The sequence below is a fragment of the Rhizobium sp. 05L419 genome (assembly GCF_056397845.1).
This window is the reverse complement of sequence record NZ_JBFTOF010000024.1, coordinates 63,496-88,080: the sequence shown is the minus strand read 5'-3', so window position 1 is coordinate 88,080 and position 24,585 is coordinate 63,496. Positions and strand designations below refer to the sequence as shown.

Genomic DNA, 24,585 nt, shown 5'->3' with positions numbered 1-24,585 from the left:
TTGCTATGGTGTTACAGGGGTAACTTTATAAGTTCAAGACAAAGGCGCTCAGTTGCGTCCGAACTCGTCGACGATGCGGATGATGTCGTCTTCGCCGAGGTAGGAGCCGGTCTGGACCTCGATCAGTTCCAGCAGGATCTTGCCCGGGTTCGCCAGACGGTGGACTTCGCCGAGCGGGATATAGACCGATTCGTTTTCGCGCAGCATCTGGACGGTCTCGCCGATCGTCACCTCAGCCGTTCCCTTGACGACGATCCAGTGCTCGGAGCGGTGATGATGCTTCTGCAGGGAGAGCTTCTTGCCCGGAGTGACAAAAATACGCTTCACCTGGAAGCGGTCGCCGTTGAGGATGGAGGTGTAACCGCCCCAGGGGCGATAGGAGGTTGGATGCGTCTCCGTCAGCTTCGAGGTCGACGGCATCGAGGCGAGCATCTTGACGATGGCGCCGACTTCCTGGCTGTCCTGCAGCCGGCCCACATAGACGGCGTCCTCGCTGGCGACGACCGCGATGTCTTCCATCCCCTGCACGGCAAGGTGCACGCCGTGCGTCATGACAAGCGAATTCCTCGTGTTGACCAGGGTCGTATTGGCGGCCGCGACATTGCCGTGGTGGTCGCGGCTGCCGCTCTTCCAGACGGAGTCCCAGCTGCCGAGGTCAGACCATTTGAAAGGCGAGGGGACGACGGCGGCGTTGCCTGTCTTCTCCATGATCGCATAGTCGATGGAAATATCGGGGCTCTCTGCAAATGCGGCCTTGTCGAGCCTGATGAAGTCGAGATCCGTCTCACTTCGGCGGACCGCTTCGCTTGCGGCTTTGAGAACGGCGGGCGCGTAGCTGGCCATTTCGCCGAGGAGGTGCGAGGCGGAGAACATGAACATGCCCGAGTTCCAGTAGAAGCCTCCGGCGGCCAGCATTTCTACCGCGCTTTCAAGCGGCGGCTTTTCGATGAACCGCTTGACCGTCTGCGCTCCGCTCGGAAGGGTTTCTCCTCCTTGGATGTAGCCATAGCCGGTTGCGGGTTCGCTCGGCTTGATGCCGAAGGTCACCAGCTTGCCATCGGCGGCGGCGGCAGCAGCAGTCCGCACGGCGTCGAAATAGGAGCCGTCCGCGACGATCTCGTAGTCGGAACCCAGCACGTGCATGATCGTGTCTTCCCCGAAACGGTCGCGCACCAGCGTGGCGGCGGCAGCGACCGCGGCAGCGGTGTTGCGCGCCACCGGTTCGAGAAGAATCGCCGTGAGAGCGAGGTCGAGTTCACGAGCCTGCTCGGCCACCAGGAAGCGGAATTCCTCGTTGGTGAGCACGACGGGTGCCGCGTAGAGCGCCGGGTCGGACACACGCGCCAGCGTTTCTTGAAAGAGCGTACGGTCGCCAATGAAGCGAATGAACTGCTTGGGCGCGGCGGCGCGCGACAACGGCCAGAGCCGTGTGCCCTTGCCGCCTGCCATAATCACTGGAACGATCTTTTGCGTCATGTGGACGTGTCCTCGAATGGTTTTATGCCGTCAATGAGTTTGCGTCCGCCCACTGGCGGATGCGTCCTAGGCCGGCTGCCAACAGATTGGCGGCCTCAGTCTCCGTTTTCGCTTCGACGTAGCAGCGCATCTCCGGGGCATTGCCCGACGGTCTGAGATGGACGATCCGCCGATCCCGCAGCGTCACCCGCAGTCCGTCGATATCGCTGGCGCTGCCGACCTCGCCCAGCGGCTGCAGAAAGGCGGCAAGATTGTCCGATCCCGTGCGCAGATGCGCCATCAGGCGAGCACTTGTTTCAACGGGGAAGTTCTCAAGCCGGTCGGCTGCGGCAAACGGCAGGCGGTAGGCAGATGCGACCACCGACAGCGGTTGGCTTCTCGACGCTGCAAGCGACAAGGTCGCCAGGATCGGCAAGAAGCAATCCCGGGTCGGGAGTGCACGCAGGTTGTGAGCGTTCACGCAAAAAGCGCTTGCCGTCAGCACGCCGCCATTTGCCTCGAAGCCGGCGACGCTGTCGCCACCGGCTGCGCGGGCCTCCTGCATGCCGGCAATGACGAAGGGAGAGCCGACGCGCGTGCGGATCACAGTGAAGTCCCCGGCAGCCTCGATGCCGGAATTCGACGTGACGGGCGTCACGACGACCTTGGCCCCGAGGAAATTGGCGGTGATCAGACCCAGCAGATCTCCCCGCAGCGGCAGCCCGGTTTCATCGGTGACAAGCGGACGGTCGCCATCGCCATCAGCCGAAACGATTGCGTCGAGGCCGTACGTCCTCGCGGCCTCCTTGAGGAGCAAAACCGTCTCCCCGGAGACGGCTTCCGTATCGACCGGGATGAAGCTTTGCGAGCGTGCGAAGGCAACGACATCGGCGCCGAATTGCGAAAGCAGATCGACCAGGAGGTCGCGCGCCACGGTGCTGTGCTGGTAGACGCCGACTTTCAGACCAGCGAGCGCCCCCTTGTCCAGCAATTGCGCGTTGCGATCCGAAAAGAGAGCGAGGCCTTGCGCGGACCGATCCTCGGCCTGTCCATTGCCCGGCCTGAAAACGAAGCCGGCGCGATCGAGGTCTGCGGCAGCCGATGTAATCGCTGCTTCGTCGTCCTTGTCTATTTCGCCGTCTGGCCGATAGAACTTGATGCCGTTCCGGTCGGCGGGAATATGCGAGCCCGTGACCATCAGGCAGGCGGCATTTTCCTGCAGGCCATACAGAGCCAGTGCCGGCGTCGGAAGCGTCCCGCAGTCGGCAACGGTGAAACCCAGCCCGCTCAACGCATCGATGCAGGCGGCAGCGATCTGCGGGCTTGAATCCCGAAAGTCGCGGCCGATCAGGATCGTGTCGCCCAAATTTGCGCGCCTGCTGTCCAAGAGATAGCGGCCGAAGGCAGTCGCATAAAGCGCAGAGGCACGGCCCTTCAGGTCCTCAGAAAGGCCGCGAAGCCCGCTTGTCCCAAATTTCATCCTGAATAAGCCCTCGTATGCGCTTGAATTCGTCAGTGTTTTGAAAGCAATCTGCACAAAGTTTCTAAATTTTGACGGCTGACGACCAATAAAATGTCTGCCAATTCCCTTTTCGAAGCAAGTCGAAAGCTCGTACAGCAGGGCGCCGGTGGAGGCAATTGCATGAATGGACAGACGATAGCGCTGGAAGAGAGCTGGAGGAGCGCGCTCGCAGCGGAGTTCGAAAATCCTTACATGCCGAAGCTCAAGGCGTTTTTGACGGCGCAGAAGGAAAGCGGCAAAAGGATATTTCCCAAGGGGTCGGAGTATTTTCGCGCTCTGAACCTGACGCCGCTTGCGGATGTCAAGGTGGTGATCCTTGGACAGGATCCGTACCACGGGCTGGGGCAGGCGCATGGTCTATGCTTCAGCGTGCGTCCCGGCGTCCGGATCCCACCCTCGCTGGTCAATATCTACAAGGAGATGCAAGCCGATCTCGGCATCGCGCCGGCACGCCACGGATTTCTGGAGCATTGGGCAAGGCAAGGTGTTCTGTTGCTCAACAGCGTGCTGACCGTGGAGGAGGCGCAGGCTGCGTCGCATCAGGGAAAGGGGTGGGAGACATTCACCGATGCCGTTATCCGCAAGGTGAACGAGGAATGCGACGCGGTGGTGTTCATGCTGTGGGGCGCCTATGCGCAACGCAAGGCGGCTTTCGTCGATGGCTCCCGTCATCTTGTGTTGAAGGCCGCGCATCCGTCGCCGCTTTCGGCGCACAACGGATTTTTCGGTTGCGGTCACTTCTCGAAGGCGAATGCGTTCCTGCAATCCCACGGTCGTCCGCCGATCGATTGGCAACTGCCGCCCAATCCTCAGGAGGCATGAGGATCTGAACGATGCCTTCGCATCGTTTACTAAAAGGAGACAATGCGTTCCGGCCGATGGGGCTATTCCAATTGGCAGTTAGGGCTCATCTATCACCCATCGAAAGCCCGCGAGGCGGGCCAGAAAGGGGTCTCAAATGATCGATCAAATCAAGGGTCTTCACCACGTCACGTCGATGGCTGGGGACGCCCGCACAAACAATCAGTTCTTCACCAACGCGCTTGGGCTGCGCCGGGTCAAGAAGACCGTCAATTTCGATGCGCCTGACGTCTACCACCTCTACTATGGCGATGAGACCGGTGCGCCGGGCACGATCATGACCTACTTCCCGTTCCCGCAGATGGCGCAGGGGCGCCCGGGAACAGGTGAGGTCGGCACGACGGTGTTCTCGATCCCGGAAGGATCGATCGGCTTTTGGAGCGACCGCCTCGCCAAGCTGAACGCAGGGGGTCTGAAGACCGAGGAGACCTTCGGCGAGAAGCGCCTGAATTTTGCCGGCCCAGACGGCGACGGTTTTGCGCTGGTCGAAGTCAAGGATGACAAACGCCTGCCCTGGACACATGGCGGCATCGGCGAGGATCATGCGATCCGCGGATTCCACTCTGTCGCCATGCGGCTGCGCGACGACGGGGCGACGTCCGAGCTTTTGAAGTTCATGGGCTATGAAGTGCAGGAAGAGCGTGACGGCGTGAAGCGGCTGACCATCCCTGGCGGCAATGGCGCGCATCTCGTCGATCTCGAGACGATGCCGAACATCTCGCGGGCGCTGCCGGGCGCCGGTTCCGTCCATCACGTGGCCTTTGCGGTCGAAAACCGTGAAAAGCAGCTGGAAGTGCGCAAGGCGCTGATGGACACGGGCTACCAGGTCACCCCCGTCATCGATCGCGACTACTTCTGGGCGATCTATTTCCGTACGCCCGGCGGCGTCCTGTTTGAAGTCGCGACCAACGAACCCGGTTTCAACAGGGACGAGGATACAGCGCATCTTGGAGAAGCGCTGAAACTGCCGCAGCAGCACCAGCACCTGCGTGCGTTGATCGAACAGCATCTGCAGCCGCTCGAAGGCTAAGGCAGGGAGATTGTCATGACCGATAACAACTATGTGCACCGGCTGCACGCCGGTGCACCGGGAAAACCCATTCTGTTCGTATTGCACGGCACGGGCGGAGATGAAAACCAGTTCTTCGACTTCGGAAGGCGCCTGCTGCCGGATGCGACGATCGTCTCGCCGCGTGGCGATGTCTCCGAATTCGGGGCGGCACGCTTCTTCAAACGAACGGGCGAGGGCGTCTATGACATGACTGACCTTGCACGGGCGACGGAGAAAATGGCGGCTTTTGTCAGGAACCTCGCCGAGGAGCATGGCGCGTCCGCAATATTGGGACTGGGCTTTTCGAACGGTGCCAATATCCTTGCCAATGTTCTGATCGAAAAAGGGCTCTTCGACGCTTCCGCGTTGATGCATCCGTTGATCCCCTTTCGGCCCAAGGCAAATCCAGCGCTCGCAGGTCGCAGGGTGCTGATCACGGCCGGCGAGCGCGATCCGATAAGCCCACAAGCGGTAACGCAGGCTCTGGCCGACTACTTCGAAAGCCAGAAGGCGTCGGTCGCCACCGAGTGGCATTCGGGCGGCCACGACCTACGCCCGAACGAAGTCGAGGCGGTCGGCGTTCTTTTCGCGCCCTACCGCTGAGCGGCCTCATGCGACGGACAGCCTGTGAAGGCTGTCCGTTTGCGCGGCGGCATGCTCGGGACGGGAGCCAGGGAGCATTTTATTGTCGCCCAATCGTGCCGGAACCTGCTTTCAGTCCATGTAGCAGGGCCATGGATGCTCGTCCGTCCGCGAAACGTCCGGTCGAATTCTTCGGACTGTCGTTCGGTTCATGTTGTCTTAAGTAATTGTCTTGAGATTGGAGTTTCGTTGTTCMATGATGATTCTGATGCGAAGAATTCTCGCGTCGCGCCTCATGACGATCGATGTAGATCGCTTCAGCCATGAACATGTTTCTTCGTCCTGTTGTGCCTAGCAGCCGCTAGATTTATTATTCACGAACATGCCGCCTGTGCGCACTTGCGGTGGACCTGATTGGGAAAGTTGYATGAATTCGGAGTTTGCCGTTCGCCCGATGCGGCCCGGTGAGTTGGAGCTAGTGCTCGAATGGGCGCGTCAGGAGGGATGGAATCCGGGCCTGGACGATTCGCTTGCCTTCCACGACGCCGATCCTTCCGGCTTTTTCGTCGGCGTCCTTGGCGAGGTGCCGGTCGGCTCCATTTCTGTCGTCAAGTACGGCGATGCATTTGCCTTCCTCGGCCTCTACATGGTTCACCCGGATTTTCGCGGGAAGGGCTATGGCAAAGCCATCTGGGATGCCGGCATCGCTTCTGCGGAAGGGCGAAGCATCGGTCTCGACGGCGTCCTCGCGCAGCAGGACAACTATCGTAAAGTCGGGTTCGAAGAGGCTTACAAGACGGTTCGCTATGGCGGCAAGATTTCGTCCGTGCCGCCATCGACCCTGGTCGCGCACGCGGTGTCCGACAAGCTCGACGGACTGTTGCGCTACGATGCGACCGTCTTTCCCGCACCGCGACCAGCCTTCGTGGCCTCCTGGTGTTCCGGACGCAAGCACCGCCGTACGGTGGTCGTGCGCAAGAACGGCAAGATTCGCGGCTATGGGACAATCCGCCGTTGCTATGAAGGCTACAAGATCGGCCCGCTCTTCGCCGCCGATGCCGATAGCGCGGCCTCGTTGCTTGCGGAGCTGGCGCCGGAGGCGGAAGGCGCGCTCGTATTCATCGACATTCCAAGCGAGAACAAGGAAGCGGTCGCTCTCGCTGCAGGCATGGGGCTTGAGCCTGTTTTCGAGACGGCGCGCATGTATCGCGGGACGGCGCCATCGATACCGCTCAGGAACGTATTCGGTGTGACGACGCTCGAACTCGGCTAATCCATCGCGCACGCCGGCGCAGTCGGCACGGCGCCCTTCGGCCGGCCTCTTTCGGCAATGGCGATGCCGCCGAGAGCCAGCGCCAGCGCGATGACATGAAACGTCTGGAGTTGCTCGCCGAGCAGGGCCACCGAAAGCAGCGTGCCGAAAACAGGCACGAGGTTGATGAATAGCCCAGCCCGATTGGCGCCGATCGATTCGACGCCTTTGATGTAAAGGACCTGTGCAAGCAGGGAGGCGAAGATCGCGGTGTAGACGGCGATGAGCCAGCCCCTCTGGTCCGGCATTTGAGCCGCGCCTTGCGAACTCTCCCAGACAAGCAGCGGGATCGCGGACAGCATGGCGCCGAGCGAGGGTACGGCCATCAGCGTTCGCCAGTCGAGCGGAGGCTTCCAGCGCAGGAAAATCGTGTACACGGAATAGGCCGCCACGGCGATCAGCATCAGGCCGTCGCCGCGATTGAGGCCGAGCTGAAGCAGGGTCGCAAGGTCGCCATGGGCGGCTGTCAGAGCGACGCCGAAAAGCGTCAGCGCGAAGCCGGTGATCTGAGCGAATGAAATGCCGGTACGAAAGAAGACGAAATTGAGCAGGAAGATCAGCATCGGAATGCCGGCTTGCTCGATTGCGACATTGATTGCCGTCGTATACTTTACCGCCGAGTAGAGCATGGCATTGAAGAGCGTGTAGCCGATAATGCCGTAAAAGAAGAGCAGGGGCAGGTTTTTCCGAACGATCGGCCAGTCGCGCTTCAATTGCGGCACGGACAGTGCAGCAATAATCGCCGTTGCCAGGAACCAGCGCAGAGAGGTCAGCATCATCGGGCTGATGTGCCCGAGGGCAAGTTTTCCGGCGACTGCGTTTCCGCCCCAGCAAAGTGCTGCGACGACGAGACAAATATAGGCGGTAAACTGCACGGCCGATTCTTTCCTACGTGCGCGGGAAGGGCGCAAGACCTCTTCGTATGATCGGGCAAATAGCCCGCGCAAAGCTGATTTGTCACGTAAAAAGCCGATTCAGGCGGCAATACAGGGTCGCTTTCCCAAAAACAAAGTTTTATAGATGCGCGGGTTTGAGCAGGGTGCGGTAGATCCGCCTTTAACAGGAAGACGTGAATGACGAACGTAGTCGTGGTCGGTTCGCAATGGGGTGATGAGGGCAAGGGCAAGATTGTCGACTGGCTCTCAGAACGTGCCGATGTGATCGTACGCTATCAGGGCGGACACAACGCTGGCCATACGCTGGTCATCGACGGAGTGAGCTACAAGCTTGCCCTTCTGCCTTCCGGCCTCGTGCGCGGCAAGCTCAGCGTTATCGGCAACGGCGTCGTCGTCGACCCGCATCATTTCGTGGCCGAGGTCGAGAAACTGCGCGGCCAGGGCGTCACCGTGACGCCGGAAGTACTGCGCATCGCCGAGAACGCGCCGCTCATACTCTCCCTTCACCGTGATCTCGACGCGCTTCGCGAAGATGCCGCGTCCAACAGCGGCACGAAAATCGGCACGACCCGCCGCGGCATCGGCCCGGCATACGAGGACAAGGTCGGACGTCGCGCCATTCGCGTCATCGACCTTGCCGAGCCGGACACGCTGCGCATGAAGATCGAGCGCCTTTTGACGCACCACAACGCGCTGCGCCGCGGCATGGGTCTCGAAGAGATTTCCGGCGATGCGCTGGAAGCGGAACTTCTTGCCGTGGCCGACCAGATCCTGCCTTACATCGATCACGTCTGGCGTCTGCTGGATGAGCAGCGCAAGGCCGGAGCGCGTATTCTGTTTGAGGGTGCCCAGGGCGCGCTTCTCGACAACGATCACGGTACCTATCCCTTCGTGACGTCGTCGAACACGGTTGCCGGACAGGCGGCAGCGGGCTCCGGTCTCGGACCGACGGCAATCGGATATGTTCTCGGCATCACCAAGGCCTACACGACGCGCGTCGGGGAAGGCCCATTCCCATGCGAGCTGAACGACGAGGTCGGCAAGCACCTATCGACCGTCGGGCGCGAAGTCGGCGTCAATACGGGCCGCCCGCGTCGTTGCGGCTGGTTCGATTCCGTTCTCGTCAGGCAGACCGTGCGCACCTCGGGCATCACCGGTATCGCGCTCACCAAACTTGACGTTCTTGATGGCCTGGACGAGCTGAAGATTTGCGTCGGCTACCGCCTCGACGGCGAGGAGATCGATTATCTGCCGGCGAGCCAGGGTGCGCAGGCACGCGTGGAACCTATCTACATCACGCTTGAAGGTTGGAAGGAATCGACGGTTGGCGCACGCAGTTGGGCTGATCTGCCGGCGCAGGCGATCAAGTATGTGCGCCAGGTCGAGGAGTTGATCGGGGCACCCGTCGCTCTCCTGTCTACAAGTCCCGAGCGAGACGACACGATACTTGTGACCGATCCGTTTGAGGATTAAGGTCGCGGGTCATTATTGGTGTGGTTCGACTGCCGAACCACACTCTTAGAGAAAGTACTAATGGCGGATTTTATCGCAGTTATCCGGCGGGCGGTTGACGGCCTGACCGACAACACTCCCGAGATGCGGGTGAAGGTATACGAGCGTGCTCGCGGTGCTGTTCAGCGGCAGCTCGAGAATATGAAACCGCGTCCGCCGGAAGCCATGCTGCAACGGCAGCTTGAAAAGCTTGAAGCCGCAATTCGCGAAGTCGAGGCCGAACATGCCCTGGCCTTGCCGGCCGAAGACGCCACGCCGATCGCGGAAGTGGCCGACATGGCGACGGAGCCAGCCGGTGCGGCCGAGCGGGAACCTGCGGCAGTTGAACCCGTCGCGGACGCTGCGCAGGTGGACGAGCCGGTTCATGCACCGCTGTCCCATGACGAGCCGGTAGCCGCTGAGGCGACCGCCGTCGAAGCAGTTGTTTACGCACAATATCAGGAGCCAACACCGTATCGGGACGTGCAGTCCGAGGCTGCAGTGGAGCCTCCGGCGCAGCAGGACGAGCCCTGGATGGCGCCTCAGTCTGAGGCACCTGTTGCTCCCGAACCGGTCGAGCCGTGGCAGGTGCCGCACTATGACGAGGCTGCACGCGACGAGCGTCTCCACGACCTGTCCCCGGAGCCTGTGGCCGAGCCCTACCTGGAGCCGGCTGAGGTCGTCGAGCAACGGGCGGAAGAAGCCGAGCCGGTTGCTCAGCCAGTCGCGCGCGATTTCGATCTCGGCAATCGTCTCGTCGAGCCAGTCTACGCGTTCGAACAGGCGCCGAAGGAGTTTGTCGAGCATAGCCGCGATGAGCCACTGCATGCCGACGCGGCCGCCCATTTCGACCCCGTTTGGGCCGAGCCCGCCGAGAAAGTACCAGAGCCCGCCAGCAAGGTTGCGGCGACGGACTGGGCGCTTGAAGAGTTGCGGCAGTTCTCCGAAGCGGAACACATTGCACCGGCAAACGATGCGGCGCGCGCATTCGAGGACGTGATTTCCGGGATAGAGAATCCGCCCGAGCCGGCGAAAATGCCTGCCGCGAATGAAGGTTTCTCGTGGGAAGCTGCAGCGTTTGACGATCTGCCTCCGATTGACAGCGAGCGGAAGGTTTCGGTCAGCGCACGTTTCGACGACAGCGACCTGTTCTCCGAGGTTCACGGCATCTCGAACCCGAAGGCCGCAGTCGCAGTCGCCGCAAGCAGCGATGCCTGGCAAGAGGCGACGCAGCTGCGGGGATACGACAATCGAGGCGTCGTCGCCGAAGATGACGACGGGTCGTCGCCTGCGGATGTCGACAGCGCTATCGCCTCCAAGTTCCAGGGCAAGAATTTCCGCATGGAACCGAAGCGCCGTCGCTTCGGTCTCGGGTCGATATTCGGCGCTCTTTTCGCGCTGGGCGTCGTCGGCGGTGGCGCGTATGCGGCTTGGACCAACCAGGGTGCCTTGGTCGAAATGGTCAAGGGTCTCGTCAGCGCTGCCCCGTCCAAGACAGCAAAGACCGACCCGCAAGCGCCGGTAAAGACTGATACGACGGCACCTGCGCAGCAGGCCGGCGACCCGGCCAATGCGACAAAACCCGCCGAGGGTCAGAAGGAAGTCGCTTCGCTGAACGACGGGTCCTCGGTAAACAGCAAGTTCACCCAGCGGCTGCTTGCCGATGGTAGCGAAGCCGACAGCGGTCCGGCTGTCGTTGCAAGCGCGCAGACTGCTGAAGGAAAATCGGTTGCCGAGCAGAACGTCGCGTCTTCGGATGCCACGCCTCCTGCCAGCACGCCCGTAGCGCCGGCTGCCGCCGCCTCACCGGACACGGCGGCGCCGGCTACTGCCACGCCGGCTACTGCCACGCCGGCAGCGACACCGGTCGGCTCAAGTGAAAAGCTGTTCCTCTACGAAGAGCGCATCGGACAGAGCTCGCCGACGGCGATCCAGGGATCGGTGGTCTGGAGCCTGCAGCACGAGCCGGGACCGGACGGAAAGCAGCAGGCTGTGGTTCAGGGTATGGTCACGGTTCCCGAGCGCAATCTGACGGCTCAGCTGAACTTCAAGCGCAACTCGGACCCGTCTTTGCCGGCGAGCCACATCGTTGAAGTCGTGTTCTCGCTGCCCCCGAACTTCGAGGGCGGGGCCATCGACAGCGTTCAGCGCATTTCGATGAAGCGGACCGAGCAGGACCGTGGCGATGCATTGATCGCGGTTCCGGCGAAGATCACCGACGACTTCCACATGATCGCACTCAACGACTATCCGGATGCCCGCAAGGCCAATCTGGACCTTCTTGCGACCCGCGACTGGATCGACGTTCCGATCACCTACCGCAACGGACGCCGGGCACTGCTGACCATGCAGAAGGGGACGACAGGCGGGGAGGCGTTCGCCACCGCGATCAAGGAATGGGCCGCTTCCGGCGACGTGTCGACGAGCCAGTAGGCCAACACGGAATAGCAAATGAAAAGGGCGGGTCCAACGACCCGCCCTTTAATCATGCGTGACGAGAAAGAGTTCAGGCTGTCGCCTCGACGACGCGAACTGCCTTTGCTCGCTCCAGCGCTTCCTTGCGCACGGCATCCTGTACCTTCTCGAAGGCGCGAACCTCGATCTGGCGGACACGCTCGCGGCTGATATCGAACTCCGTCGACAGATCTTCCAACGTCACAGGATCCTCCGAGAGGCGGCGCGCCTCGAAGATACGGCGCTCGCGGTCGTTGAGCACGCTCATTGCCTTGGCCAGCATGCGCCGGCGGGTGTCGAGTTCGTCCTGCTCGATCAGGACAGCTTCCTGGCTCTCGTGGTCGTCGACAAGCCAATCCTGCCACTGGCCGGAATCGCCTTCGGCGGCCTTGATCGGTGCATTCAGCGAAGCGTCGCCGGACAGGCGGCGGTTCATCGAAACGACCTCCTCCTCGGAAACCCTCAGCTTCGTGGCGATCTCGGTCACGTGCTCAGGCTTCAAATCGCCTTCGTCGATGGCCTGGATTCGGCCTTTCAAACGGCGCAGGTTGAAGAACAGCCGCTTCTGGTTGGCGGTCGTGCCCATCTTAACGAGCGACCACGAACGCAGGATATATTCCTGGATCGAGGCCTTGATCCACCACATGGCATAGGTTGCAAGACGGAAACCGCGCTCGGGATCGAACTTCTTGACGGCCTGCATCAGGCCGACGTTGCCTTCGGACACGACTTCGCCGATCGGCAGGCCGTAGCCGCGATAACCCATGGCGATCTTCGCCACGAGGCGCAGATGGCTGGTGACGAGCTTGTGCGCGGCTTCGCGGTCGCCATGCTCCGAATAGCGCTTGGCGAGCATATATTCTTCCTGCGGTTCCAGCATCGGGAACTTGCGGATTTCGTCGAGATAACGGTTAAGACCAGCCTCACCGGCTGTAATGGACGGCAAACTACTCCGGGCCATGATTGCACCCTCCTATCTGAATTCCGGTCCCCGATCGAACGCGTCCCTGCGTTTTTAAAAGGCGAACCGGGACATGCGGCTTTGTCCAAGCCCGCACTAGGTCAATGTACAGATAAGTATGGCAGAACAGCGGTTCAAGATATGGCGGAGCTTCACGAAGGCGTTACCCTTCTAGGCGCGTAGCAGCTCGACCAGTTCCACCATATCGTCGGGCAACGGTACTTCGAAGTGCATGATTTCGCCGGTGCGGGGGTGCTCGAACTGCAGCATGTAGGCGTGCAGCGCCTGCCTGCCGAAGCCGTTTACCGCCTTCTTTGCCGCATCCGGCAATAGGTTGGCCTTGGTCTTGAAATGCGCGCCGTACACCGCATCGCCGAGAAGCGGATGGCCGATATGTGCCATGTGGACGCGGATCTGATGGGTGCGGCCGGTTTCCAGGTGGCATTCCACAAGCGAGGCAAGCGAGGTCGCGTCCGGCTTTTCGTGGAAGCGTTCGAGTACCTCGTAGTGGGTGATCGCCTCGTCGGCATCCTGCGTGCCGGGGCGCTTGACGGCTCGACGCGTGCGGTCGCCGGTGTCGCGGCCAAGTGGCGCATTGACGGTGCCCGTCAGCGAGCGCGGGCGGCCCCAGACAATGGCCTGGTAGGCCCGTTCCAGCGGCATGGTGCGGCCGTGGTCGGCAAATTGCTGCGACAGATGCCGGTGCGCAACATCGTTCTTGGCAACAACCATGACGCCTGTTGTGTCCTTGTCCAGCCGATGCACGATGCCCGGACGGCGGACGCCGCCGATACCTGAAAGCGTATCGCCGCAGTGATAGATAAGCGCGTTGACCAGCGTGCCGTTCCAATTGCCTGCTGCCGGGTGCACGACCATGCCGGACGGCTTGGAGATAACGACGAGGTCGTCGTCTTCGTAGAGGATGTCGAGCGGAATGTTCTCGCCCTTTGGCGTCGGGTCTTCAGGCTCCGGCAGATTGATTTCGAACGTGTCGCCTGGGCGTACCTTTTTCTGCGGATCGGCGACGACGGCCCCCTTGGAAGAGACCTGTCCTTCCTTGATCAGCACCTTGATGCGGCTGCGGGAGAATTCCTCGCCAAGCTGTGCTGTCATCCACGCGTCGAGACGGCCTTCGGCATGCTCGTCGGCGGTCAGGACTTTCATAATGCCGGATGCTTGTTTAAAGGGGTCGTTCACGACGCTTCTTCTCCGAAGTATTTTATAGAAATGGGACGCCACAGATGACGAATATCCAGCCAGAAGACGATCAGGAAGAAAAGCCCCTCGATCCGGCGATGGAAAGTGTCCGGCGCAAGATGATCCGCCTGCAGATCGTCTCGGGCGCCATCATGTTCGTGAGCCTTATGGCGGTCTTCGGCGCGGTTGTCTACAAGACGATGCGTGCCCCGGCGAAGGAACCGGCGGCCGTTGCGACCCCCGGAGTGCCCGCGGATGCGCCGGTATCGACGACGGCCAGCCTGCCGCTCGGTTTCGTCATCGAATCCACGGCTCTGTCCGGCGGCCAGATCATGTTCTACGGCAAGACCTTCGATGGCGTGATGAAGGTCCTGGTCTTCGACATTAAGGCTGGGCGTACCGTCGCCGACGTGACGATCCACGGCGGCTGAACGCCATGGCTTCCGGTCTCATCACGATCGAAAGCGCCGACGATCCCCGCATCGCGGAGTTTCGCGACATTCGCGAACGCGACCTGACCGGGCGGCAGGGCCGCTTCATCGCCGAGGGTACGGTCGTTCTTCGGATGCTCGCCGAAGCGCATCTCGGGCACGGCGACTTTGTCACCGAGAAGGTTTTGCTGCTTCGAAACCGCGTCGATGGCGTCTGCGAGATCCTCCAGATGCTGCCCGCTCATGTCCCGGTCTACGTCGCGGAAGCGGAGGTGCTTGATCGCATTGTCGGGTTCCACCTGCACCGGGGCGTGCTCGCGCTCGGGCGGCGGGAGACGGCAGCCGGCGCTATCATCGATCGATTGCCGGATCGCGCGCTGGTTCTGGTCGGTTGCGGCATTTCGAACCACGACAATGCCGGCTCGATGTTTCGCAATGCTGCGGCCTTCAAGGCGGATGCCATTCTTCTCGATGAGACGTCCTGCGATCCGCTCTACCGCAAAGCGCTTCGCGTGTCCGTCGGCTCCGTGCTCAGCGTGCCCTACCAGCGCGGCGGCGATGCGGTTGATATCCTGAGGCGGCTTGCAGCTCGTGACTTTGCGATCTGGACGCTGTCGCCACGCGGCGAGACCGATATCCGCTCGATACCGCCGTCCGATCGCATGGCCCTGGTTGTGGGTACCGAGGGCGAGGGGCTGCCGGAGGCGGTTCTCTCGCGGTTCCGCAGCGCGCGCATTCCGCAATCGGCGGGTCTGGATAGCCTCAATGTTGCGACCGCAACCGGCATTGCGCTTTTCGCCATGTCCTCGGCCACGCGGCGAATCTGAGATCAGCCGGGTTCCGAAAGGATCGTTGCCGCGCGCTGCGCGAGGTCGATGCGCTCGCCTTCCTGCGGTGCCGCTCCGTCGGGCAGGAGATCGCGAATGGGCGACGACGGCCCTTCGTTGATTGCTGTCAACGCCACCATGCTTGCGGCGATCGTCGCAATCTCCTCGCGTATCGCGCCATCACCCGTCGAATTTGTCGTCGCGTTCAAAAGTCTTTCGGATACTGCGGCGCTGCGGGCACGGACCTCTTCGGCCAGACGGGCGGCAACGGCTGCAGTGTCGAGTTCGGAGCCCGGTGCATTGTCGGTTGCCCGTTTTTCCGACACCAGTTCCGGCACGACAGCGGCAAGCCCGGCACTGCGAAGCGAACGGTTTGCCTTGCGCAGATCTGCATTGGTCGCCTTGAGCTGCTCCTTGAGCTTGGAAATTTCCTGTTGCCGACGGTTGAGAAGCGCCTGGTTGTCGGACAGTGCCGTGGCGTCCCGCCGGGACTTGTCCTCGAGGCGCATGACCGTGTGCTCCTGCTGCGTCAGCTTCTGCTCGGCATTCTTGGCGCGCTTCTGCAGCAAGGTCACGTCCTGGCGCAGGTTGTCGCGTTCGATGCGCAACGCGTTCGATTTGAAATTCAGACTTTCGATCTCCGTCTCGCGGGCTGCCATGTCGATTTTCAGGCCGTCGGCTTGCTCCGCCACCCTGTTGAGACGCGTGCGCAGTGCATCCAGTTCGCCTTCCTTGGCAGCGCTCGCCTGCTCGACAATATGGAGACTGGTCTTCAGCTGGCTGATGTAGTTTTCGTCCTTGCGCAAGTGGGAGCGCAGTTCAGCAGCTTCAACGCTCATGTCGCCGATCTGGGCCTGGAGCGCGCCGATCTCGGACGCGAAGTGACCGGCATCGCGCGCAATCGAATCATGCTTCAGTTGCAGCGACAGGGATTTTTCGCGTTCGCGCACGAGGTCCTGCGTGGTGCGGGCATTTTCCGCAGCGTAGAGCGCGCGTGCCATGTCCTTTTGCGCGCGGACTTCCTGCGGGCTAAGCGGCATGGTCGCCCTCATCCGGTTCTCGGTATACCAGACAATCCGACGGTGAACGGCAGGCGATATCAGAAACGCGAGGAACGCCGCGGCCAGGAAGCCCAATCCGAACAAGAGAGCGTATTCGATCACGGCGAGGCCACTGCTTCCAGAAGTTGATTTGCGTCAGAACCAATGATTAAGCGGACGGCGCACATAGAGCAAGTGGCTGAAAGGGCGATGCGGAGGAGAGTCCGCCGCCGCGCAAGCTTCAGAAGGGATTCCAGGTCGGGCTCGGCGTTACCTTGAGGTAGCCGACATTGAGGCCGAGGCGGGCGCCGACGCCGGTGCGGATCGGCACCACAAGCACGTTGTTGTTCTTGAGAAGCGTCATGCCGAAGCCGGCAATCACGAACGCCTGGCCGCTGACGCCGCCGAAACGGGCGTAGATCGCGTCGGTCGATGGCAGGTCGTAGACAAGCATCATCACCCGCGTGCCCTGTCCGCCGTAGTCTATGCCGAGGGAAGGACCCTGCCAGTAGAGCGGATGCTCGCCGGCGTTCTTGGTGTTGAGCTGGCCTTCGCCGTAGGTCAGGCCGGCTATGAAGGCTCCCGAGCCTTCCTGTCCGAGGATGTACCCATTCGGAAGCCCGTATTTCTGGAAGGCAGTTTCGATGACCTTGGCAAGGCCGCCGCTGGTCGAGCCGAAAAACGTGTGTCCGGCATCGACGATTTCCTGTGCCGTGTACTGGTCATTGCGGGCCTGCTGCGCCGATGCATGCGTCGCGGCGAGCATCAGAGGCGACAGCGACAACGCGACGAAGAGTCGGCAAAAGGCGGGAAATCTTCCGAAGATTGAGGGGCGCATGGGTGTCATCCGTTCATCATGGTCGGTACTTTGGTCCGTTTCCGGCGGTTGATGCATTTTGCGCGGATGGTCTTAACAATCGGTTTACCAAATATGGTGTCATTATGGCCGCCAAACACGCGCGCAAACTTCGTGCAACCTCGATGAAGCAACATGTGCAGCGGAATGAGACCGCCCCCTGGAGACGATGATGTCGAAGAATCCCAACCTTACCTTGACCGGCCCCGATCTGGCTGCGCTTCTTTGCAGCCGCGTTTGCCATGACGTGATTTCGCCGGTCGGTGCGATCAATAATGGCCTGGAGCTGCTCGACGAGGGCGGCGCCGACGCGGATGCGATGGATCTTATTCGCACAAGTGCGCTGAACGCATCCGTGCGCCTTAAGTTTGCACGGCTTGCCTTTGGCGCCTCCGGGTCGGTCGGCGCCTCGATCGACACGGGTGAAGCCGAGCGCGCGGCAAAGGATTTCGCGGCTGCGGAGAAGAAAACCGAGGTCACCTGGACCGGGCCGCGGGCGATCATCGCGAAGAACCGCGTCAAGCTTCTGCTCAACCTGTTCCTCGTTGCCTATTCGTCTATTCCGCGCGGTGGATTGCTTGATATTACACTGGAAAATCCCGAGGTCGACGCAAAGTTCAAGATCGTCGCAAAGGGCAAGATGATGCGTTTGCCGCCGAAATTCGTGGAAATTTCCACAGGCGAGATCGAAGAAGCTGTCGATGCGCACTCGATCCAGCCCTATTACACCGTACTTCTGGCAGAAGAATGCGGGATGCAGCTCGGCCACAGCGCAACAGCCGAGGAGATTGTCTTTACGGCTGATGTGATCGCCGCCTGAGTGCCGCGGGCACCTCATCCTTTCGTCGAGGTAACAATTCCTTAGCCTAATCTTCCTATCTTCGAGGGCGAGGCGCCCGCCGGAGAGAAGCAGGGCCAAGGAGCAGGCATGCAGAGGTTCATGATCACTGACGCGTCGGACGTCGTCCGCAAGGTCGGAAAGCGCATTCTTTCCGAGCTCGATTTCCTGGTCAGTGAAGCCTCGAATGTCAGCGAAGCCTTGTCCCGTTGCGGGGCTGAAATGCCTGACTATCTGATCGTCGATTCCGGCATGGAAGGCGCGCTCGATCTGATTTCCGCCATCCGCGCTATGGAAGGCGGAAAGGAGGTCAAGATCTATTACTGCGTCGTCGAGGCCGATCTCAAGAAGCTGATGATGGGCAAGCGGGCAGGGGCCACGGATTTCCTGCTGAAGCCGTTCGACCGGAAGATCCTGACGGCCGTGTTCGGCAATCGCGCCATCGCCGCGTAACGCGGTTTCCCATCGCCGAAGGACAAAAAGCGCTGGCCGCCCTGCAGGGCGGCATTTTTGTTGGATGCCACAAACGAAAAATCCCGCCGGAAAGGGCGGGATTTCCTGTCTTCGCAAAGGGGATGCAGCGTCAGGCGGTTTCGGCGTACTCGGCATTATCCGGCTCGCGCAGAACATAGCCGCGGCCCCAGACGGTTTCGATGTAGTTCGCGCCGCCGGCAGCATTTGCAAGCTTCTTGCGCAACTTGCAGATAAAGACGTCGATGATCTTCAGTTCCGGCTCGTCCATGCCGCCATAGAGGTGGTTCAGGAACATTTCCTTGGTGAGCGTCGTGCCCTTGCGGAGCGAAAGGAGTTCCAGCATCTGGTATTCCTTGCCCGTCAGGTGAACGCGCTGGCCACCGACTTCGACGGTCTTGGCGTCGAGGTTGACGATCAGTTCGCCGGTCATGATGACCGACTGGGCGTGACCCTTGGAACGGCGGACGATCGCATGGATGCGTGCAACCAGTTCGTCCTTGTGGAACGGCTTGGTCATGTAGTCGTCGGCGCCGAAGCCGAGACCGCGAACCTTGTCTTCGATACCGGCCATACCCGACAGGATCAGGATCGGTGTCTTGACCTTGGACAGGCGGAGAGTACGCAGGACCTCATATCCGGACATGTCGGGAAGGTTCAAATCGAGGAGGATGATGTCGTAATCATACAACTTCCCGAGGTCGACGCCTTCTTCACCAAGATCGGTGGTGTAAACATTAAAACTTTCTGACTTGAGCATCAATTCGATGCTCTGCGCTGTCGCGCTGTCATCTTCGATGAGTAGTACCCGCATTCTTATCCCCTTTACCGCCGCCGAAAGGTGGTCTGGCCCCTACGCGATACAGAAATGTCACTGCGTGATTTGGAAGCTGCCACGAAATGGTTAACAAATTCTGATTCACTCTGGCAAGAGGTAACGAATTTATTAAATAATTTGTCCATTTCGCTGTTTTCCAACGAGAATCCGCAAAGCCGACTTCTCAACTTTTACATTAAGAACGACTGGTAAGCGATTCATTCGACTCACCAATGAGCAGGTGCCGGAAATCGCGTATTGATGTTTACCGACCCTTAAATCATCGGGACTATCATTAACGATGCCCGTAAACGAAAGGTTACCAGCGGTAGGTTTTTGTTAACACCGACGGAAATTTTTTGGGCAAGCCGTGTGAAAGCGGCACGCAGGGGCGGTTTCAAGTGGAGCCGGGGTCTCGCATCACTGGAGTAATGCGTATGAAGTCGCGTGAGAGCCTAGTTCGTCTGAAGGAGTTTCAGGTGAACGAAAAAGGTCGTCAATTGCAGCAATTGCAGATGATGATGTCCGAATTCGAACGGATGGCGAAGGATCTGGAGAGCCAGATCGTCGTCGAGGAAAAGAAATCCGGCATTTCCGATCCGAATCACTTCGCCTATCCAACCTTCGCAAAGGCTGCACGCCAGCGCGCGGACAATCTTCAGGTCTCAATCAAGGAACTGAAGATGCAGGAAGAGGCGTTGGAGCAGGCGCTGGAAGAGATGCAGGCGGAATATGCACGTGCCGCCGCGCTCGAAGAGCGTGACGGAGCGGTCCGGGCACGAGCCTAGGGCACTGCGGCGGACGCCAAATTGGCGTCCGGGGCGGTGTCGCCTGATAAAAGCCATGGATGGTGGGCTCGCTGCCCGTCATACATGGCTTTTGGCGTTCCTTGCCTTCAGATGTTGACGACGTCACGCCATTCGTCGTGGCGCTGCGATTGCGCCTTGAAGAAAGGGCAAAGCGGAAAGATCTTCCAGCCGCCTTTTCTGGCTTCCTCCACCGCATGGAGCGCGAGCGCCTGGCCGACACCTTTGCCACGCAAGGCATCGGGAACGCCGGTATGGTCGATGATGATGAGTTTCGGCGACGTGCGAGAATAGGTCATCTCTGCCTGATGGCCGTCAAGCTCGGCAACATAACGGCCGCCCGATGCATTTTCTTCGTTCTTGATATTCATCGTGTTTTCCCTCTCAGGTTCCATCGATCCGGAGGGTGGCATGGCGCGAGGACCGCGCCAAGACAGCTGCTGTAAACGCACTGTTCGAAGGAATGGCGACAGCCCGTCGCGCGTTGCATTGTCGTCGCTCGCGCGGCCTTTGTCCGAGTGGTCTTTGATGGACCTAGGCCGAGCGTGAGCTTCGATGCCGTCGCACAGGCGACGGTTAAATGCTTGTCATTCAATCAATAATTTCGGGCCGATGTCACGATCCCTGAGGAGTGCGTTCGGCCCGAAGCAAATAGCGATTGCGTTTGGAATTTGATCAATGGCGATATTGCTGGATGCGCGTCGTGCGCAGGCCGGCAAGGCCGTGACTGTTGATGGAGGACTGCCAGGATAAAAATTCCTCGACTGTCAGCGTGTAACGTTCGCAAGCTTCTTCCAAGCTCAACAAGCCACCGCGAACAGCCGCGACAACCTCTGCCTTACGGCGAATTACCCAGCGCCGGGTGTTCGGCGGCGGCAAATCCGCAATCGTCAGCGGGCTGCCATCGGGGCCGATGACATATTTCACTCGGGGACGTATCATTTCGGTCATTGGACTCTCTACACAACTCAAGACCACGAGAGCCACTCTAGCTTGTCACATTTAAAAATTGCCTAAGCGCTTAGTAAGACTTTGATAACAAGTTTAGACGACCGGCAACCAGCATCAGCGGTGCAATGGGCGGCCTTCCGTTAGGTAAATTTGTGATGAATGCATGGGAGCCATGCGCATTAGACATTGTGAATTTGATATCCGTCACCTTATAAGCGCTGCAACACAGATGTAAGTGCAAGTCCTCGTCTCCGTTCCTCTCCTCATGCCCGGAATGATCAAGGCCATCCGCTTCGTATCCTGTCGATACGGGCGCTGTTTGCTTTTCCGGTCTCACGAGAGCCACTGCAGGCTGTCGGGCGAGAAATTCGGGCCGAAGCCGGCGCCGCCAAGGGATAAACTCGATGAAGAAGCAAGTGCGCGCCGTCTCTGACGGCGTAGGGGATGCTGTTTTTTCGCGTTCAGATGCTGGGGCACCGGTGCGGGCGACCCTCATCGACGAGCGTATCGGCGAGATGGCGAAGGGCTCCGGCTTCGCCTACTATCTGGTGGCGGCCTTTCCACGGGGTGACCGCAACGGTTTCGTCGACAACTGTATTGCCAGCAACTGGCCGCAGGAACTCATCGCGCTCTACGACGAGATCGATCTGTTCTATTGCTGCAACCTCGTTAGCAGGTTGAAGCGGTCGATCATGCCTGTCTTCTGCGACAAGTCTCCATTCGAGGGCACCGCGGCAAACCAGGAGAACCTGCGCCTGACGACGCTCTTTCGTGATCACGGGCTGAAGAACACCTTCGCATTTGCGCTGCATGACGCCGAGTTGCGGCAGTATATATTCGCTTTTTCCGGCGATCGGCCTGATTTTCCTCGTGACGAGACCATGTCCCAGCTGTTTCGGGCAATGGAGTTCCTCGACCTTTTTGCCCAGCACAATCCCATCGATCGGCCAAAGGAAAGTCTCAGCAACCGCGAGATCGAATGTCTGCGCTGGTCGGCTGCGGGCAAGAGCAGCGACGAGATTGCGATCATTCTCGATCTCTCGTCGCATACAGTCGTGGGCTACCTGAAAAGCGCGATGCGCAAGCTCGATTCGGTCAACCGCATGCAGGCCGTTGCGCGCGCTTTTCGCTATCGCCTGCTTTAGGCAAGCTATAGCATTACGGCAGAGAGCTCCGTTTGCGCCGGGCCGAACGCTTGTCGGTGATGTCGCAGGCGCTCAGTTGCCCGGCTTCGACAAAAAATGCGTGCCAGCCGGCCTTGGGCGACAGATAGATCCAGCCGCCGTCCTGCCACATGGCCACCAGCCCCGCCTTGCCGGATCATGCGCCTGCCGCGCCAGAGGCCATGAGGTAGAATTCTCCCTCGATCGGTGCGACCGGAGGTGCGGACAATTCGCCTGCGACAGCCAGCTGGACGATGGCGTCCAGACGCTGAAGCGCGCTTCGTTGTGGGGTCCATGTTTTTGCACCTGCGAGGGCAGGATGTAGGACAGGGTCGGGTCAGATTGTTGGTCTGGCCGGACACGATATGGGGCTCCCCGTTCTGCCGGCCTGATCTCCGGCGTGATTGCATCGCCGCAAATCGTAAGAGCCGGCAACAAGACGAGGATCAAAAGCGCTGGCGAGGACTGATTGGATGTCGCTTTTCGGAAAAACTATGCCCGTTCGATCACGGACGAAGCGCCACCCCAGGAGATAAAGTCCGGATTGGCGAAATCGCAATCATGGGTCTGGCTGGTCTTGCCGTAGGTCAGCGGCTTGCCGTCGAGGGTCAGGGTCGAGCCACCCGCGGCACGCAGAACGGCGTCGCCCGCTGCCGTGTCCCATTCCATGGTGCGCGTAAAGCGGGGATAGACATCCGCTTGTCCCTCGGCCAGCAGGCAGAATTTCAGCGACGAGCCGATGTTGGTGCATTCCGAGATGGCGTTTTCGGCCAGAAACTGCGCTGTTTGCGGGCTGTCGTGCGAACGGCTCGCCAAGGCAGTCCGGTTGACGGGCTGTGGGCGTACGCCGATGATCAGCCGCCGCTCGACGGCAAATTCATGATCTATGAACAGCTTTTCGGCCCTGCCGTCTTCTCCTGAAAAGGCAACCCCGAGGGCCGGCGCAAAAACGATCCCGACAGTTGGCCGGCCGTCGCGGATAAGCGCTATATTCACCGTGAATTCGTGCCGCCGGTCGAGGAACTCGCGCGTGCCGTCGAGAGGGTCGACGAGGAAGAACGATGTTCCAATGGCGGGAACGATGCCGGCGGCAACCGATTCTTCGGCGATGATAGGCACATCTGGAAAATCGCGCCGGAGATGCCCCAGAATGATCCGCTCTGCGTGTTGGTCGGCAATCGTCACCGGGCTATTGTCGGCTTTCCTCGCAGAGGTGCAGCCGCTCTTGAACACTTCCATGATGGCTTTGCCCGCTTCGAGGGCGGCGCGTTCAAATGTCTGGAGCATCACAATCGAGTTCGATTCGTTTTCGCCAACTTCATAGATATAGCCGACTTCATAGATATATAGGTGACCTTATCTGGGATTGCATGATCCGCGCAACGCCCACGCGCATCGCCCATGCCTGGGCGTCGGGTGCCGCTCCCCGGTGCACGGCTGCGGCGCCTCGATCGAGGCCATCCAATAGATTTTTGCGGTTAAAATCAGCGTTTTTCGTTATTTCATGTTGAAAAAAGCGACTTTCTGAGTGTCAAAAAGTCATTTTTACCAAAACGGCAAAGAACTTTGGAGCTTTGCAATTTTGCACTTCCCTTTTGGCTTGAAAGCGGTATGAAATCGTAAATAAGGGCTCAACAAGGGCTCTAATAACAAGAGATGCAGGCCGATCCGGTTCTGCGTCCAGGGGAAATGGTATATGGAATATTTTGTCCAGCAGCTCGTTAACGGGCTGACTCTTGGATCCATCTATGGGCTTGTGGCCATTGGCTACACGATGGTTTACGGCATTATCGGCATGATCAATTTCGCTCATGGCGATATTTTCATGATCGGCGGTTTTGCTGCCCTTATCGTCTTCCTCGTCCTCACCTCGATGTTTGCCGGCCTACCGGTCGCTGTTTTGCTGCTGGTGATGCTGCTCGTGGCGATGCTGATGACGAGCTTGTGGAACTGGACGATCGAGCGGGTCGCCTATCGCCCGTTGCGCGGTTCCTTCCGCCTGGCGCCGCTGATCACCGCGATCGGCATGTCGATCACGCTTTCGAACTTCATTCAGGTGACGCAGGGTCCGCGCAACAAGCCGATCCCGCCGATGGTCAGCAGCGTGTACAACGTCGCCGGCATTTCGATTTCGCTGAAGCAGATCGTGATCATCGTCATCACGGCGGTTCTACTGACGGTGTTCTGGTATCTCGTCAATCACACGGCCCTCGGACGCGCCCAGCGCGCCACCGAGCAGGACCGCAAGATGGCGGCGCTTCTCGGCGTCAACGTCGACCAGACGATTTCGGTGACCTTCATCATGGGCGCCGCACTCGCTGCCGTCGCCGGCACGATGTATCTGATGTATTATGGCGTGGTGAATTTCAACGATGGCTTCGTCCCTGGTGTGAAGGCGTTTACCGCCGCCGTCCTCGGCGGCATCGGCTCACTGCCGGGTGCCGTTCTGGGCGGTCTGATGATCGGTCTGATCGAGTCCCTTTGGTCGGCCTATTTCACCATCGCGTACAAGGATGTGGCGACCTTCGCCATCCTCGCTTTCGTGCTGATCTTCAAGCCGACAGGTATCCTGGGCCGGCCGGAAGTCGAGAAGGTTTAACGTC

Annotated in this window: 24 protein-coding genes and 1 pseudogene; 13 read left to right on the top strand and 12 right to left on the bottom strand. The window is 60.1% G+C overall.

What is annotated here, in order from left to right:
* Positions 1–48: 48 nt before the first annotated feature.
* The gene (locus AC1DMK_RS24420) at positions 49–1,476 is read right to left on the bottom strand and encodes a mannose-1-phosphate guanylyltransferase/mannose-6-phosphate isomerase (protein ID WP_037062464.1); all 1,428 of its coding nucleotides are present in this window, start codon (positions 1,474–1,476) and stop codon (positions 49–51) included.
* A gap of 22 nt (positions 1,477–1,498) precedes the next feature.
* Positions 1,499–2,935 carry a phosphomannomutase gene (locus AC1DMK_RS24415; RefSeq protein ID WP_477862693.1) on the bottom strand — a complete coding sequence of 479 codons (1,437 nt, stop codon included), beginning with the start codon at positions 2,933–2,935 and terminating at the stop codon, positions 1,499–1,501.
* Between the two features lie 162 nt (positions 2,936–3,097).
* Between AC1DMK_RS24415 and ung the strand changes: the two genes are divergently transcribed.
* The 4 genes from ung to AC1DMK_RS24395 all read left to right on the top strand — a co-directional run bounded on the left by ung (position 3,098) and on the right by AC1DMK_RS24395 (position 6,744).
* Complete coding sequence (gene ung / locus AC1DMK_RS24410; RefSeq protein WP_477862691.1) at positions 3,098–3,799, top strand: uracil-DNA glycosylase; 702 nt, start codon at positions 3,098–3,100, stop codon at positions 3,797–3,799.
* A gap of 136 nt (positions 3,800–3,935) precedes the next feature.
* On the top strand, positions 3,936–4,868 hold the full coding sequence (locus AC1DMK_RS24405; RefSeq protein WP_477862689.1) for a VOC family protein: 933 nt from the start codon (positions 3,936–3,938) through the stop codon (positions 4,866–4,868).
* Between the two features lie 15 nt (positions 4,869–4,883).
* Positions 4,884–5,492: an alpha/beta hydrolase gene (locus tag AC1DMK_RS24400; RefSeq protein ID WP_037062458.1), complete on the top strand. Its 609-nt coding sequence runs from the start codon at positions 4,884–4,886 to the stop codon at positions 5,490–5,492.
* Positions 5,493–5,898: 406 nt separating this feature from the next.
* Positions 5,899–6,744: a GNAT family N-acetyltransferase gene (locus AC1DMK_RS24395; protein ID WP_037062457.1), complete on the top strand. Its 846-nt coding sequence runs from the start codon at positions 5,899–5,901 to the stop codon at positions 6,742–6,744.
* Here the strand turns inward: AC1DMK_RS24395 and AC1DMK_RS24390 are convergent.
* Positions 6,741–7,658: a DMT family transporter gene (locus AC1DMK_RS24390; RefSeq protein ID WP_037062456.1), complete on the bottom strand. Its 918-nt coding sequence runs from the start codon at positions 7,656–7,658 to the stop codon at positions 6,741–6,743. The two genes, AC1DMK_RS24395 and AC1DMK_RS24390, sit on opposite strands and share 4 nt — an antisense overlap.
* A 198-nt stretch (positions 7,659–7,856) precedes the next feature.
* Here AC1DMK_RS24390 and AC1DMK_RS24385 point away from each other — a divergent pair, with 198 nt between their 5' ends.
* Together AC1DMK_RS24385 and AC1DMK_RS24380 are read left to right on the top strand one after the other, a co-directional pair.
* On the top strand, positions 7,857–9,152 hold the full coding sequence (locus AC1DMK_RS24385) for an adenylosuccinate synthase (RefSeq protein ID WP_037062455.1): 1,296 nt from the start codon (positions 7,857–7,859) through the stop codon (positions 9,150–9,152).
* A gap of 60 nt (positions 9,153–9,212) precedes the next feature.
* Complete coding sequence (locus tag AC1DMK_RS24380; protein ID WP_477862686.1) at positions 9,213–11,603, top strand: hypothetical protein; 2,391 nt, start codon at positions 9,213–9,215, stop codon at positions 11,601–11,603.
* A gap of 73 nt (positions 11,604–11,676) precedes the next feature.
* On the opposite strand, the gene rpoH is transcribed toward AC1DMK_RS24380, so the two are convergent.
* Together rpoH and AC1DMK_RS24370 are read right to left on the bottom strand one after the other, a co-directional pair.
* Positions 11,677–12,585: an RNA polymerase sigma factor RpoH gene (gene rpoH / locus AC1DMK_RS24375; RefSeq protein ID WP_037062453.1), complete on the bottom strand. Its 909-nt coding sequence runs from the start codon at positions 12,583–12,585 to the stop codon at positions 11,677–11,679.
* Between the two features lie 171 nt (positions 12,586–12,756).
* Positions 12,757–13,782, bottom strand: a complete 1,026-nt coding sequence (locus tag AC1DMK_RS24370; protein WP_037062452.1) for an RluA family pseudouridine synthase — start codon at positions 13,780–13,782, stop codon at positions 12,757–12,759.
* Positions 13,783–13,826: 44 nt separating this feature from the next.
* Here AC1DMK_RS24370 and AC1DMK_RS24365 point away from each other — a divergent pair, with 44 nt between their 5' ends.
* Together AC1DMK_RS24365 and AC1DMK_RS24360 are read left to right on the top strand one after the other, a co-directional pair.
* Positions 13,827–14,213 carry a hypothetical protein gene (locus AC1DMK_RS24365; RefSeq protein ID WP_037062451.1) on the top strand — a complete coding sequence of 129 codons (387 nt, stop codon included), beginning with the start codon at positions 13,827–13,829 and terminating at the stop codon, positions 14,211–14,213.
* A gap of 5 nt (positions 14,214–14,218) precedes the next feature.
* Positions 14,219–15,040, top strand: coding sequence for a TrmH family RNA methyltransferase (locus AC1DMK_RS24360; RefSeq protein WP_037062449.1), 822 nt, complete (start codon positions 14,219–14,221; stop codon positions 15,038–15,040).
* A 2-nt stretch (positions 15,041–15,042) separates the two neighbouring features.
* Here the strand turns inward: AC1DMK_RS24360 and AC1DMK_RS24355 are convergent, their stop codons facing one another.
* A complete protein-coding gene (locus AC1DMK_RS24355; protein WP_477862683.1) occupies positions 15,043–16,203 on the bottom strand; it encodes a hypothetical protein in 1,161 nt (386 codons plus the stop codon).
* Between the two features lie 118 nt (positions 16,204–16,321).
* Positions 16,322–16,918, bottom strand: coding sequence for a DUF1134 domain-containing protein (locus AC1DMK_RS24350; RefSeq protein ID WP_477862681.1), 597 nt, complete (start codon positions 16,916–16,918; stop codon positions 16,322–16,324).
* A gap of 187 nt (positions 16,919–17,105) precedes the next feature.
* Between AC1DMK_RS24350 and chpT the strand changes: the two genes are divergently transcribed.
* The gene (gene chpT, locus AC1DMK_RS24345) at positions 17,106–17,756 is read left to right on the top strand and encodes a histidine phosphotransferase ChpT (protein ID WP_196246756.1); all 651 of its coding nucleotides are present in this window, start codon (positions 17,106–17,108) and stop codon (positions 17,754–17,756) included.
* A 108-nt stretch (positions 17,757–17,864) separates the two neighbouring features.
* Positions 17,865–18,227, top strand: coding sequence for a response regulator (locus AC1DMK_RS24340; RefSeq protein ID WP_037062442.1), 363 nt, complete (start codon positions 17,865–17,867; stop codon positions 18,225–18,227).
* 130 nt (positions 18,228–18,357) lie between these two features.
* On the opposite strand, the gene ctrA is transcribed toward AC1DMK_RS24340, so the two are convergent.
* Positions 18,358–19,059: a response regulator transcription factor CtrA gene (gene ctrA / locus AC1DMK_RS24335; protein ID WP_037062441.1), complete on the bottom strand. Its 702-nt coding sequence runs from the start codon at positions 19,057–19,059 to the stop codon at positions 18,358–18,360.
* A 440-nt stretch (positions 19,060–19,499) separates the two neighbouring features.
* On the opposite strand from ctrA, the gene AC1DMK_RS24330 reads away from it, so the two are divergent.
* Positions 19,500–19,850 carry a hypothetical protein gene (locus AC1DMK_RS24330; RefSeq protein ID WP_037062439.1) on the top strand — a complete coding sequence of 117 codons (351 nt, stop codon included), beginning with the start codon at positions 19,500–19,502 and terminating at the stop codon, positions 19,848–19,850.
* 107 nt (positions 19,851–19,957) lie between these two features.
* Here the strand turns inward: AC1DMK_RS24330 and AC1DMK_RS24325 are convergent, their stop codons facing one another.
* Positions 19,958–20,239: a GNAT family N-acetyltransferase gene (locus tag AC1DMK_RS24325; protein ID WP_037062437.1), complete on the bottom strand. Its 282-nt coding sequence runs from the start codon at positions 20,237–20,239 to the stop codon at positions 19,958–19,960.
* Between the two features lie 304 nt (positions 20,240–20,543).
* Positions 20,544–20,819 (bottom strand): CtrA inhibitor SciP, encoded by a 276-nt coding sequence (gene sciP, locus AC1DMK_RS24320; protein ID WP_007533628.1) that lies wholly within the window; start codon positions 20,817–20,819, stop codon positions 20,544–20,546.
* Positions 20,820–21,223: 404 nt separating this feature from the next.
* Between sciP and AC1DMK_RS24315 the strand changes: the two genes are divergently transcribed.
* Positions 21,224–21,964 (top strand): helix-turn-helix transcriptional regulator, encoded by a 741-nt coding sequence (locus AC1DMK_RS24315; RefSeq protein WP_477862677.1) that lies wholly within the window; start codon positions 21,224–21,226, stop codon positions 21,962–21,964.
* A 13-nt stretch (positions 21,965–21,977) separates the two neighbouring features.
* On the opposite strand, the pseudogene AC1DMK_RS24310 reads toward AC1DMK_RS24315, so the two are convergent.
* Positions 21,978–22,247, bottom strand: a pseudogene (locus AC1DMK_RS24310) (DUF2793 domain-containing protein).
* 227 nt (positions 22,248–22,474) lie between these two features.
* Positions 22,475–23,269 (bottom strand): 3'(2'),5'-bisphosphate nucleotidase CysQ, encoded by a 795-nt coding sequence (cysQ, locus tag AC1DMK_RS24305; protein WP_477862675.1) that lies wholly within the window; start codon positions 23,267–23,269, stop codon positions 22,475–22,477.
* Between the two features lie 409 nt (positions 23,270–23,678).
* On the opposite strand from cysQ, the gene AC1DMK_RS24300 reads away from it, so the two are divergent.
* Entirely contained in the window at positions 23,679–24,581 is a 903-nt protein-coding gene (locus AC1DMK_RS24300; protein WP_037062432.1) for a branched-chain amino acid ABC transporter permease, read from the top strand.
* Positions 24,582–24,585 lie beyond the last annotated feature (4 nt).